Below are 12,957 nucleotides of genomic sequence, written 5' to 3' on the forward strand. Positions count from 1 at the left end.
TTATTCAAGCCACAGCAGGGCGTCGCCCGGGCTCACCGGACGTCCCGCCTGGCAGGCGATGCGTTTCACCGTACCGGCCTGGGGCGCGATAATCTGCAGTTCCATTTTCATCGCTTCCACCACGATCAGCGTCTGGCCGCTTGCCACCCTGTCGCCCGGCTGCACCAGCACTTTCCAGATGTTGCCGTTCATGTCGGCGCACACCGCCAGCGCCTCGTCATCGGCTTCAGCGACCGCCAGCGTCTCTTCGCTGGTTAGCGGCGCGTTCTGCTCTTCCTGCGTCCATAGCGTCACTTCGCGCTCAAACGCGTCGCTCTGGCGCTGGCGGAAGGCGCCGATCGACGCTGCGTTTTCTGCAAGGAACTGACGATGGGCGGCGAAATCGAACAGGGTTTCTTCGATACGCACGCTGGCGCGCCCCTCGCGGAAGTCATCGCGCAGCCGGGCAAGCTCCTCTTCGCTGACCGGATAGAAGCGCACCTGATCGAAGAACTGCAGCAGCCAGGGCTCATCCGCCGCGAACTGATCGTTCCTGAGGAATTTGTTCCAGATCGGCAGCGTGCGGCCCACCAGCTGATAACCGCCGGGCGAGTCCATGCCGTAGATGCACATATACATGCCGCCGATGCCTACCGTGCCTTCGGCGGTGAAGGTGCGTGCGGGGCTGTATTTGGAGCTGAGCAGGCGATGGCGCGGATCGATGGGTACCGCACAGGGCGCGCCCAGATAGACGTCGCCCAGGCCGAGGATGAGGTAGCTGGCGTCAAAAATCGTATCGCGCACCGCCTCGCGGCTCTCCAGCCCGTTGATGCGCTGGATAAAATCGACGTTGTTGGGCAGCCAGGGCGCGCTGGCGCGCACCGTCTCTTGATAGCGCTCCACGGCGCCGAGCGTGGCGCTGTCTTCGAACGCCATCGGCATCCAGACAATGCGCGACGGCACTTTCAGCTGGCTGACGTCGCCGAGCCCGGCTTCCAGCTCCAGCAGCAGATTCATCAGCTGCTTCTGGCTGAGGATCAGGCTGTCATAGCGCACCTGCAGCGAGCGCACGCCGGGCGATAGCTCCTCCACGCCGGGCACGGCGCGCTCGCGCAGCGCCTGCATCAGCAGATGTACGCGCAGGCGCAGCGCCAGATCCAGCACGTTATCGCCATATTCGATCAGCACATATTTGTCGCCAGCCTGGCGATAGACGGCGGCCGGCGAGGTTTCGGTAGCGGGCAACGCCGCCAGCAGCGTCGCGGAGCCGAACCCGGTCGCCGCTAACGACGGCACCGCAAAGGTCGCGGCGTGATGGCTGCGAAGGGTGGCGACGCACTCCGCCTGCGCTTTTTCCAGCGCAGCCGCCTCTTCGACGCCGATCGGATGGAAGCGAATGCGATCCCCCGGTTTCACCTGGCCCACTTTCCACAATTCGGCTCTGGCGATGGTAACCGGGCAGACGAAGCCGCCAAGGCTGGGGCCGTCGTGCGTCAGGATCACCGGAAAGTCGCCGGTAAAGTTCACCGCGCCAATGGCGTATTCGCAGTCGTGGACGTTAGAGGGGTGCAGACCGGCTTCGCCGCCGTTGGCGCGGGTCCAGGTCGGTTTCGGCCCGACCAGGCGCACGCCAAGACGGTTGGAGTTGTAGTGCACCTGCCAGTCGCTGGAAAAAAACTCGTCGATAGCGGCCTGAGTAAAGAAGTCCGGCGCGCCGTGCGGGCCGTAGAGTACGCCGATGCGCCACTCGCTGCCGTAATGCGGCACCAGCGCTTGATCCAGCGCCTGCGGCGCGCTGACCGGCGCGGGCGTGGTGCAGGCCGCCAGCCGCGGCAGGGAGATCGGCAGCATATCCGCCACGCGCAGCGTGCGTCCGGCATGGCCGCCAAACTGGCCGAGCGAGAAGGTGGAGCGGCTGCCCAGGTATTCCGGCACGTCGAACCCGTTGCGAACCGCCAGATAAGTGCGGCAACCGCTCTGGGCGCGGCCTATGGTCAGGGTTTGCCCGGCTTTCACCTCAACGGGCTGCCAGTAGGTCAGGTTTACGCCATCTAACGCAGCCGGGCAGCTGGCGCCGGTCAGGGCAATCACCGCATCGCTGTGGAAACGCAGCGTTGGCCCCTGCAGCGTAAACTCCAGTCCGGCAGCGCTCTCGTGGTTGCCCACAATGCGGTTGGCGAGGCGGAAGGCGAAATCATCCATCGGGCCGGAGGGCGGTACGCCGATATCCCAGTAGCCGAGACGGCCCGGAAAATCCTGAATGGTGCTGAAGGTGCCCGGCTGCAGCACTTCAACTACGCTGGCGGACGGGGTAAAGCCGTCAAGAAAGCGGGTCCATACCTGACCGCTGCGGAACGCCTCGGTAGCGACGACTTGCCGCAGATAGTCGAGGTTGGTGGCGATGCCGTGCAGCTGGGTGGCATCAAGCGCCTGCTGCATCTTCGCCAGCGCCGCTTCGCGCGTCTGCGCATGGACAATCAGTTTGGCGACCATCGGATCGTAAAACGCCGAGACTTCTGAGCCAGTGTCGATCCAGCTATCGACGCGCACCTCATCAGGGAAGACAACGCTGGTGAGCGTGCCCGGCGCGGGCTGGAAGTTTTTCAGCGGATCTTCGGCGTAAATGCGCACTTCGATCGACGCGCCGACAGGCGCCTGTTGCAGGCGCGCCCAGTCAAGGGCGTCGCCCGCCGCGACCCTGAGCATGCACTCCACTAAGTCGAGGCCGGTAACGCATTCGGTCACCGGATGTTCCACCTGCAAGCGGGTGTTTACCTCAAGAAAGTAGAAAGCATCCTGTTCGGCGTCATAGATATATTCAACGGTGCCTGCGCTGCGGTAGCTGACCCGCTCGCCCAGGCGCACCGCTGAGGCCAGCAGGGCGTCGCGCGTGGCCTGCGGAAGATGGGGCGCCGGGGTTTCTTCCACCACTTTCTGGTTGCGGCGCTGTAGCGAGCAGTCGCGCTCGCCAAGGGCGATCACTTTGCCGCTGCCGTCGCCGAAAATCTGCACTTCAACGTGGCGCGCGCGATCGATGCAGCGCTCCAGGAACACCCCTGCATCGCTGAAGAACTGTTCGCCCAGGCGGCGCACGCTCTCCCAGGCGTTGCGCAGCGCCTCTTCGTCGGCACAGCGCGTCAAACCAATGCCGCCGCCGCCGGCGGTGCTTTTCAGCATGACCGGATAGCCGATACGCGCTGCGGCGTCGATCGCTTCCTCCAGGGAACTGAGCAGCGGCGTGCCGGGCGTCATCGGCACGCCGGCCTCGGCGGCCAGTTCGCGCGCGCGATGTTTCAGGCCAAACTCGCCAATCTGCTGCGCCGTCGGGCCGACAAAGGCGATGCCCGCCGCTTCGCAGGCTGCGGCGAACGGCAGGCTTTCCGAGAGAAAACCGTAGCCGGGCCAGATCGCTTCCGCGCCGCTCTCGCTGGCGGCGGCGAGGATTTTATCGATGCGCAGATAGCTGTCGGCGGCTTTATCACCGCCGAGCGCGATCGCCACGTCCGCTTCTTTAACGTGGCGCGCGTTGCGATCGGCATCGGAGTAAACGGCAACGCTTTTCACGCCGAGGCGTTTCAGGGTGCGAATCGCGCGGCAGGCAATTTCGCCACGGTTGGCGATCAAAACGGTGCTGAACATGGTTATTTACTCCCCTGAGAGGCGAGCCAGCTGCGCCAGCCGCCGAATTCGGTGATCTCCAGCGCCTGCGTCAGCGCCGCCGGTTCACAGATGAAGCCTTTTACGACGCGGCCGTCGGCGAGGGTCAGCGAACCGATGCCGAGCGGCGCCGGGATCTCGGCCACGAATTCGCCGAAGCGCGCCAGCGGGATATCCCACAGCTCGACCACGATCGCTGCGCCACTGTCGCCGCGTAGCAGGCCCGGCTTTTTGATCGGGCCGTCAAGCAGGGCGAAGAGGCGATAGTTGCTGGCGGTTCGCGTCTCTTCTACCCAGACCGCGTTGCGGGTGGTGAGCTGGAAATTGAGCGGCATACCGGTGAGATGCGCGCCGACCACCGCGACGCGCACGTGATCGGCAGAGAGCGGCAGCGGCGCGTGCAGGGCACGCGGCGGCTGGCCGGTGGCGCCAGGGGAGAGCGCCATCCGCTGCTGCCAGCGCAGGCCGAAATCGGCGAGGGCGCGATCCTGCCAGGCAGGCGCAATGAGTGTGATGCCCGCAGGCAGGCCATCGTCCCGGAACGGGCCAGGCAGCGCTAAGGCGCTGAGATCGGCGAGATTGGTGAAGTTGGTGTAGGTGCCAAAGTGCGAGTTGAAGCGCACCGGCTCCTGCTTCATCTCTTCCAGCGTGTGAATGGTGGGCGAAGTCGGCACCGCCACGGCATCGAACTGCGCCAGAGTTTGCTGGATCTGACGCGTCAGTTCGGCGCGCAGATATTCCGCCTGATAAGCGTCGACGGCGCTATATTTCAGCCCGCTGCTGACGATGCCGTACACCACCGGATCCATCTCTTCCGGGCGGTTGATCATCTCGCCCACCGCCGCGGTGCGTTCCGCTACCCACGGACCGTAGTAGAGCTGCTCCGCAAGCTGGTGAAAGGGGGTGAAATCGATCGGATGCAGCGTGGCGCCGCACGCCTGCAGCTGTTCCAGCGCGCGCAGCCAGGCTCCTTCAGCCTGCTTGTCGCCGAAAAATTCCGGCGAGGCGGGAACGGCGAAAGCGGGCTGCGCGTTGAAGCTGGCAGGCGCGGTGCGCGGATTGTGGCGCGAATAGGCGTCACCGGCGTCATAGCCGCCTGCGGCGCAGGCGACCGCAAAAGCATCTTCCACCGTTAAGGCAAACACGGAGACGGTGTCGTTGAGGCGGCAGGCAGGCACCACGCCGCTGGCGGAGAACCAGCCTTTGGTCGGCTTGAGCCCGACGATATTGTTAAAGCCCGCCGGCACACGGCCGGAACCGGCGGTATCGGTGCCGAGCGAAAAGCCGACCAGGCCGCGCGCCAGCACTGAAGCGGAACCTGAGCTGGAGCCGCCGCTGACATAGTCAGGATTAAACGTATTGCTCACCGCGCCGAACGGGGATCGCGTGCCGACTAAGCCTGTCGCAAACTGGTCGAGATTGGTCTTGCCGATCGCTACCGCGCCCGCCGCTTTTAACTGCGCCACCACAAAAGCGTCCGCGTCGGCGGTATAAGTAAAGGCGGGGCAGGCGGCGCTGGTGGGCCAGCCTGCCACATCGATATTGTCTTTCACCGCAAAGGGCACGCCAAACAGCGGCAGCGCAGCCGGATTTGCCAGATAGCTGGCCAGCAGCGGTTCGATTTGCGCCTGTAACTGCGCCGGGGTGGCGAGATAGATCCAGGCGTTATCCTGCTGATCGAGAGCGTCGAGGTGCGCGGTCAGCAGCGCACCGATGCAGTGCGGGTCCTGCTGGTAGCGGCGTTGCCACTCCTGAAGCGTAAGTCCGAAGGTTGAGGCCATGAGTGAATTCCACCTGGTATACAAGATGGAATTCCTCGAGCAAAATGCATGCCATTTGCTAATGGCATGAATATGCTGGCTATTTTTTTCAGCGCTGCGCGCTCAGCCTCGTTACCTGATGTGTCGTGGTGCAACGCAGCACCGGCTTAAAGCAGAAGCGCGGTTGAAGCGGCGTTAAATGGCAGGATAGTCGCCGTAGCCGTCCGGCCAGGGCGTCAGCAGGTCAAATCCGCTTTCCGTTACCGCCAGGGTATGTTCCCACTGCGCTGAGAGCGAGCGATCTTTGGTGACCACCGTCCAGCCGTCCGAGAGCACGCTGGTTCCCGCTTTACCGGCGTTGATCATCGGTTCAATGGTGAAAATCATGCCAGGCTGGAGCGCTAAGCCTTGCCCGGGCGTGCCGTAGTGCAGGACCTGCGGCTCATCATGATAGATCTGACCGACGCCATGGCCGCAGTAGTCGCGCACCACAGAGAAACCGGCGCCTTCCGCGACGCGCTGGATCGCCGCGCCGATATCGCCCAGCGTCGCGCCCGGCTTCACGGCGTGAATGCCCGCGACCAGCGACTGATAAGTGATATCCACCAGCCGCCGCGCGCGCACCGAGGGTTCGCCGACAAAGTACATGCGGCTGGTATCGCCGTACCAGCCATCTTTGATAACGCCGATATCAATATTGACGATATCCCCTTTTTTCAGCCTTTTGGCTGAGGGAATGCCGTGACACACCACGTGATTGACCGAGGTGCAGGTGGTGCGCGTGTAGCCCTGATAGCCGATATTGGCGGGGATTACCTTCAGCTCGTTAACGATAAAGTCGTGGCAAATGTCATCCAGCTCTTCCGTGGTGACGCCTGGCTGCACGTGCGGCGCAATCATCGCCAGTACCTGCGCCGCCGCATGGCCCGCCGCGCGCGCCAGCTCGATCTGTTCCTGAGTGTGGATCTTTACGCTTCTGTTCACTGCGCTTCTCCTTGTGGCAGGCGTTCGGCAGGGGAGATGAGCTGACGCAGGTCGCTGCCATGCTCCAGTTCGACGCGGATCAGCAGCTGCGCCAGCTCTTGCTGGGTAAAGTGGGGATAGAGTTCCGCCAGCATGCCCAGCTTTAGCCAGTGTTCGGCTTGCGCGTTAATGGAGCGGCTCATCGCCTGGCTGGCGATGCGCAGATTTTCATGCATCAGATCGGATATTTTGACAATGCCCATGGGTGGCCTATATGAAACGTATATGGTTTGTATATAGGTTAATGCAGAAGGCTTTATTTGCAAAGGGAGATTTGCTCTCATTACGTTTGTTAGGTTTAACGGAAGGCAGCCTTCACTAAAACGGCCGGTCGTACAGGCATAAAGATTTCAACTGCACCTGACAGGCTTCAGTTGGCTGAATTCGTGCATTACTGGAAAGCAGAAAACGTGGCGCATTATCAAGGCCAGTGGGAAATGAAGGTGGCACGTTATGTCGAAAATGGGCGTAAACAGCCTCCCATAAAGCGCTCCAGAGAACGACGAGACTGCACGGGGCTTTGCTACTAACGTGTATGTTGAGGTTGCTCGCTGTATAAATGGTTAAGGACCGCATGGGGCGAAATACATAAATTTCACATAACCAGAAATGTCGAACTTTCTTCAACAGCAGTGATGTTACAAGGTTAATTTGACTGAATTTGTTAAGTATCGAACAATATCTCATCACTACTTATGTGCCTCTCAAAGGAGTGACAAGTGCATATAGACGAAGAAGTATATCTCGACGATTATCCTTTGAAACGTAAGAGGTTCGTCTATGATAAACGGGTCCATTATAGCTACGTTTTCGTTGCCGGAAACGAAATTTATACGGTTATCATAGGCAGTCTTGTTGACGAATTTACTTTTAAAAAATTTGGATACCAAATGCCTGCGGGCGTGGCATTTCCGTTGAACGGAATGGCAGAAGTCTACTTTGATGTATTCGACGGGATAGACAATCTGGGGGAATTTCGTCACTTGCATTTTGAAGGGTTAGGAGGGGCTGTCGTCCTGCAAACAGTCTCCTTAGCCTTGATCGCGCATTTTGAGGAGTTTGACATAGGCGGTTTCGTTTTCCATGCCGCCGCCGGTGGCGTTGTTGATGTTGGTCGCCGCACTACCCTGGAAGAGACTTATGACTATATGCTTGGGTTAAAAAGTGAACCACGTTATAATCAGCGCACAGGATTGCCAAAGAAAGCTCCGCGACCATTGATACCGGAAGAGCTACAATCGTACAAATTAGTAATAGAGGGGAGAGCCTGTTATGTCGTCTTACAATAAGCAAGAGCGTCCTATGCCTGCCACCTCTGTTCATGGTGAGAAGAAAGTATTTAAGGCGTTAGTTTCTACGGAAATGAAAAATTGCCCTGTGGATGCTGAAACACATTTATGCGACCTTAAAGCCAGCTTTACTGCGACTAAAAAGCATTCTTCAGCGACCTTACTCCGTAAGAAGTTGAAAGGCCATCTCGTGCGAGAACTGCATGAAATTTAATATAATTGTTTAATGGTAAGGCCCGATCATCGGGCCTTGTTGTTTTCTGGCATCTGAAAAATGAACTAACGTGCTTTGAATTTTGCTAACTATACGTGAGTCAGGCAATGTTAACGCGTAGCGTTATCTTTCGATTTTCTTTCCTTTTTTTCTGCCTTATGCGCATACAGAATTTCGTCAGCCGAGCGTAAGGCAGATTGTAAGTTGTCGCAAAAGTGCGCAACCCCATACGATAGCGACAGCTGTAACTTTAATCCATCCACCTCGAAAGGCATTGCATAAATTTTATTACATATCCTTTCAGCCATCCTGGCGGCGCCCACTTTCTCTTTAGTACAAAGAACGATAAATTCATCTCCTCCGTAGCGAATCACCACATCCTCATTTCTTATGTTTTTAGAAATCGTGCTGGCGATATGCTTTAACGCCGCATCTCCGACGACATGTCCAAACTCATCGTTAATAATTTTGAAGTCATCGCAGTCAAAAATAATCAAACTATTGAAGCTGGCAGAGGATAAATATCCGATGATCTGCCGGTTATACACTTTGGTGAGCGGGTCAATCACCGCCTTACGTTGAACTCTAATTATCAAATGAGCAAGTTTGGTAAAGGCGATAAATAAGAGGGCGAAACATAATAAAGTCAAGAGCATGAACGTGACGTTGTTCATGATAAGTGTTTTGACATTAACGGCGGACTCAAGGATAAGAATGTCAGCAAGAGGTCGAGATGACAGTTTAATCATTAAGTTATTAGCGTCACAGTTTTTTGTGACACACAGGCTGCCCGCGCGATCCTGAGAAATGTTATTAGCCGTAATGCTTAGCCATGTCGGGATTTTGATTTTACTGTGTACGCGCTTCCATAGCTCTTCCTCACTGAGATCGGAATAAAAGAACCCAGTGATTTCTTTTGTGGAAATGCTCAGAACTGGCGACGCAATGGTCATCACCATTTTTTGAGTAACCGCGTCTTTGTAGATTTCATTCAGTGAAAGGTGATTATCCCAAAAATCTCCCCCAAGATTTTTTTTCGATACAAACCTGGCAAAGTTACCGGTAAGGCTAACAACGTCGTTGTACATTTCTGGCTTGAGATTTTGATATTTATCTTTGTTAAAGAAATAGACGAAGCCATACTTTGGTGAAGAATAATACCTGTTTTCTAATATTTCTCTAGACACATAACTCTCGATAAGGCTTATTGCCCTGAGCTTATGGTATGACTGTTCAGAGTAACTGCTGTTTTTATACAGCACACCTGATAAGTTTAATGAGTTTTTCTGTAAATTGACCTCTGGTATTGCTGAGATTGACATCATTGAAGCAATGCCATCATTTACTGCTTGTTCATGCAGCAAAATTCCGGTTATTGCATCAATTGAATTGTTTGAGATTTTATTCAAATAGCTAAAGGAGCCTAGTATATAGGCTGTTACAGGAAAAAGCACCAGAAAGACCACAATGAATGTCAGTCTTTTGTCGTTTTTAGTTTTGAGTATTGATTTAATCATGGGTAATAATTCACTTGGCGATCTCGTAGCACTGCTCAGCATTTTCTTCAAACACGGCGAACGTTCTGGAACATAATTTATTCTGATCGCACTCTGAGCGTATGATGTTTAAAACCTCTTCGAGATTAAGCTTGTCACGATAACTTCGTTTTTGACACAGGGCCTGAAACACATCGGCGATAGCCAGTATTCTACTGGGCAATGTCAGCTGCTCTCCTGTTTTTTTCATCGGGTATCCCTGGCCATCAAGTCGCTCATGATGCTCTGCCGCCCAGGCAACGACATTTGCGTCGATGATAATACTGCGAAGAATACCTCTGGTATCTGTTGCGTGCGCCTGTATTTTTCTGTACTCGCTGGGCGTTAGCTTGCCACATTTGTTCAATATGGCGTCCTCAACATTTATTTTACCGATGTCATGTAACAGACCGGCAAGATGCAGACGCGTACAGGTTTTTTTATCAAGGTGCATTTTTTTACCGATGAAACAGGCCAGTTCACCGACCTTAATAGAATGCTGATACGTTAAGGGACTTTTCATATCGACAATGGTTGAAAGAAGACGCGCCAGACTTAGAGCATGTTCGTCATTCATGGCGGGTAATACATTGTTGAAATTCATCGTCCTGATCATTCCCTCTATATAGTCATCTCTGAGGTAAAACCAGAAGTCGTCCATTTGAGACAATCTCTCTAACTCAGTGAGTAATCCCGGATGAAAATCTTCGCTAACGACCCTGTTTTTAAAGTTTTCGAAGTCGAAGCTTTGTATGGCAAGCATTCTGTCCTTTTCGAGCGCGGCTAAAAAACCTGTCTCTTGCAAAAAGTTATTGAAAAGATGGCTTATTTTTAATATCGAGCTCATTAATAACTCATGCGTTGTTATGTTGAGTTTTTTGAGCTCCGCGAAGCCATATTCCCTGTAACGTGCGGGAATAGAGATTTCCTGAAAGACAGAGCAGTCGCTCAGTTTAATTCGCCTCGGCGCGTGATCGAGGTTCATTTCTCTGCCGTTATAGTTTTTGGCGCTTGAGGAATAGTTCTGCAACAAGCTGCAAACCAGCGATTTAGCGCAGAAGTTTTCATCCAGCCCCATAATCAGCGACAGGCGATAGGCGATATAAGCGGAGTACTCACCGTTAATGAGATTTTTCTCCCTGACTAACCGGTGGGCTCTGTAGAGTAAAATTAAAGTGTTGCCGATGTTAAAAATCATATACATCTACCGTTCAAAAAACCGAGGATGTTACGGCGATCTAACTTTCCAGAAATAGATTTAAATCAAATTAATATGAATTGTATGATGTCGTTGCTAAGTGGTTTCCTGAGAGGGAAAGATAATTTGCTGTCGGTTTGCGACTATATCAAAAGGATGCTGAAAAATTACTTAATCTCACTATGGCTTATTCGCCACAGCGGTTCCGGGAACAGAAGCCTCTGGCGACACCATGATTACATCTGCATGTTTTATCGTACTAAGGGTTGGCATAGTTAGCGTGGCTGAAGGTCGCCGCAGAGTATTAAAGCCCAGGTTATCGCGGTGGCAGATCTGTCTGGCTGAACGTTACCATTCACTTTTGGGCAAAAGATACCTCACCGTCGGGAAATACTTTTTCATCCGGACGCAATTTATATAAATGATAATCAATAACGCTGTGGAGGGTCTGGACTGAAGATGGCTCAGGTTCGTGCTTCATTTAGCTGTCAAGAAATGTAAATTATTTTCAATCAGAAAACTAAAAGGCTTTTCATTATTACAGGTTACCTGCCAGCATCCGCTGGCAAGCGGGTGTGAGACATCAGTCACTTAGAGCAGGCAGTTCCCGGCGCTATATAATCGAGCCTGGCCAGCATTCACGCGAGAGAAAGGGTTTAAATTCATATCAGACCATCGGCGCCTCTGGATTTTCAAGGCTCAATTCCAGAGGCTGTTCTCGCGGGTAATGTCCATCTGCGAAATTTGCGCGACAGGGCGAGTGCTTTACAGGGTAAGGGCTTATGTCTGGGAAGACGGCCTCTATGATGATTAAAGTCCGCTACCCCTGCGCCTCTTTCAGCAGTTGCTCAATAACTCTCTCCTGCTCTGCATAGTTTCCTTCGCCAAAGGCGGTATAGCGCAGCTGTCCGTGCGCATCGAAAAGATAGTGCGCAGGCCAGTACTGATTGCCAAAGCGGTTCCAGATAACATAATTATTATCTGCCACGACGGGGTAGGGCAGCTGCCACTGTTTGATCGCGCGGCTCACGGCTTTCTCGTCTCGCTCCCACGGATATTCGGGCGTATGTACGCCGACCACCACCAGCCCCTGTGACTGAAATTGATTCGCCCAGTCGCGAACGTGAGGCAAGGTGTGCTGGCAGTTAATGCAGTCATAGGTCCAGAAATCCACCAGCACCACTTTACCTTTCAGCTTTTCCGGCGTGAGCGGCGTGCCGTTCAGCCATGCCGTCCCGCCATCCAGAGAGGGTAGCGCGCTGCTGGTTTGCGGCATCGCCACGGGTTCAAGGCGAACAGCGGATTTCGGTTTTGCCATCCACTGACTCATCTGCTGCTCAAGATTCTTTGCAAAGGCTGGCGCGCTTTGCAGCAGGCTCAAGGAGCCACTGCCGATCAGCGCGACCGATGCCAGCATCAGAACGCCGGCTCCCTGGCGCAGACGCGTCGTGAAGGCGAGCCCCGGGCGAAGGCGGATGACCAGACTGCGTCCGGCGAGCCAGATTAGCCCCAGCATAAAGGCCGCGCCGCTGCCGTAGGCCGCAAGCAGCAGGCCGATCGAGACCGGATTTTTTGCCACGACGGCCAGACTGAGAATGGCACCCAGGACCGGACCTGCGCACGGCGACCAGAGCAAGCCGGTCGCCACTCCTGCCAGCAGGGCCGCAAGCAGGCCGCTGTTACGGCTGCTGGCGCTATTCAGCTGGTTACCCATCGCGACAAATGGCCGGGTAATAAACTGCGCTATGCGCGAAGAGAGCAGCGTTAGCGCCGTCAGGGTCAGAAACAGCAGAGCAATCCAGCGTCCGGCGGCGGTCACGCGAGTGACCCACTGGCTCGCCACCGCCGCCAGCAACGCCACAGAGGTAAACATGATGACCATACCGCCCAGCAGCGCCAGCAGCTGCCCTTTACGGCCGCGCACGCTGGCGAATACAAACGGAATAACCGGCAGGGTGCAGGGACTGAGCAGCGTCAGCATGCCAGCCAGAAAAGCAATAAACAGTGACATAGTCAGCTCCTTATTTAGCCTGAACGGCCGCCGTGATGATGCGCGCCATGGCGCGTTCCAGATCGGGATTGATCATGCGATCCCAGCGGCTGCCGTCGGCAAAGGCGCCGTGCACCAGCACGACAGAGCGGATGTCGCCGGCGTGGGCGAACTGAGCGACAGAGTGGGCCAGCTGGCCCGCGGAGAAAAAGCTGGCAATGGCTTTCATAGGTAACCTCATAACGGTGGATGAATGTCTGCCTGCTGGCAGCGTCCTCATTAAACCCACCGCATGTGTTCAGCCTGTTTCCG

10 protein-coding genes and 1 pseudogene are annotated in these 12,957 nt (G+C 55.4%); 3 read left to right on the top strand and 8 right to left on the bottom strand.

The annotated features are described in order from the left end of the window. The 4 genes from uca to B3229_RS02575 all read right to left on the bottom strand — a co-directional run bounded on the left by uca (position 1) and on the right by B3229_RS02575 (position 6,622). Positions 1 to 3,618: an urea carboxylase gene (gene uca / locus B3229_RS02560; RefSeq protein WP_286868299.1), complete on the bottom strand. Its 3,618-nt coding sequence runs from the start codon at positions 3,616 to 3,618 to the stop codon at positions 1 to 3. A 2-nt stretch (positions 3,619 to 3,620) separates the two neighbouring features. Next, positions 3,621 to 5,417 (bottom strand): allophanate hydrolase, encoded by a 1,797-nt coding sequence (gene atzF, locus B3229_RS02565; RefSeq protein WP_286868301.1) that lies wholly within the window; start codon positions 5,415 to 5,417, stop codon positions 3,621 to 3,623. A gap of 174 nt (positions 5,418 to 5,591) precedes the next feature. Continuing rightward, positions 5,592 to 6,380, bottom strand: a complete 789-nt coding sequence (gene map / locus B3229_RS02570) for a type I methionyl aminopeptidase (RefSeq protein ID WP_048781032.1) — start codon at positions 6,378 to 6,380, stop codon at positions 5,592 to 5,594. Beyond that, positions 6,377 to 6,622 (bottom strand): ParD-like family protein, encoded by a 246-nt coding sequence (locus B3229_RS02575; RefSeq protein WP_033790797.1) that lies wholly within the window; start codon positions 6,620 to 6,622, stop codon positions 6,377 to 6,379. The genes map and B3229_RS02575 overlap by 4 nt, the downstream gene beginning before the upstream one ends. A 120-nt stretch (positions 6,623 to 6,742) precedes the next feature. Here B3229_RS02575 and B3229_RS21260 point away from each other — a divergent pair. The 3 genes and pseudogenes from B3229_RS21260 to B3229_RS02585 form a co-directional block, all read left to right on the top strand. After that, positions 6,743 to 6,949 (top strand): annotated as a pseudogene (locus B3229_RS21260) (DnaT-like ssDNA-binding domain-containing protein); the annotation flags it as partial. A gap of 189 nt (positions 6,950 to 7,138) precedes the next feature. Beyond that, entirely contained in the window at positions 7,139 to 7,708 is a 570-nt protein-coding gene (locus B3229_RS02580) for a hypothetical protein (protein WP_286868304.1), read from the top strand. Further along, on the top strand, positions 7,692 to 7,922 hold the full coding sequence (locus tag B3229_RS02585; RefSeq protein WP_286868306.1) for a hypothetical protein: 231 nt from the start codon (positions 7,692 to 7,694) through the stop codon (positions 7,920 to 7,922). The genes B3229_RS02580 and B3229_RS02585 overlap by 17 nt, the downstream gene beginning before the upstream one ends. A 110-nt stretch (positions 7,923 to 8,032) precedes the next feature. On the opposite strand, the gene B3229_RS02590 is transcribed toward B3229_RS02585, so the two are convergent. From B3229_RS02590 to B3229_RS02605, 4 genes are all read right to left on the bottom strand, one after another. Beyond that, on the bottom strand, positions 8,033 to 9,481 hold the full coding sequence (locus tag B3229_RS02590; RefSeq protein WP_286868499.1) for a GGDEF domain-containing protein: 1,449 nt from the start codon (positions 9,479 to 9,481) through the stop codon (positions 8,033 to 8,035). Continuing rightward, a complete protein-coding gene (locus B3229_RS02595; protein ID WP_286868307.1) occupies positions 9,450 to 10,655 on the bottom strand; it encodes an HD-GYP domain-containing protein in 1,206 nt (401 codons plus the stop codon). Before B3229_RS02595 ends, B3229_RS02590 begins: the two co-directional genes overlap by 32 nt. Positions 10,656 to 11,475: 820 nt before the next feature. Further along, on the bottom strand, positions 11,476 to 12,666 hold the full coding sequence (locus B3229_RS02600) for a cytochrome c biogenesis protein/redoxin (protein ID WP_286868309.1): 1,191 nt from the start codon (positions 12,664 to 12,666) through the stop codon (positions 11,476 to 11,478). A 10-nt stretch (positions 12,667 to 12,676) separates the two neighbouring features. After that, a complete protein-coding gene (locus tag B3229_RS02605) occupies positions 12,677 to 12,874 on the bottom strand; it encodes a hypothetical protein (RefSeq protein ID WP_286868311.1) in 198 nt (65 codons plus the stop codon). Positions 12,875 to 12,957 lie beyond the last annotated feature (83 nt).

It is taken from the genome of Pantoea sp. UBA5035, assembly GCF_002415245.1.
Classification (GTDB): Bacteria; Pseudomonadota; Gammaproteobacteria; order Enterobacterales; family Enterobacteriaceae; genus Pantoea; species Pantoea septica.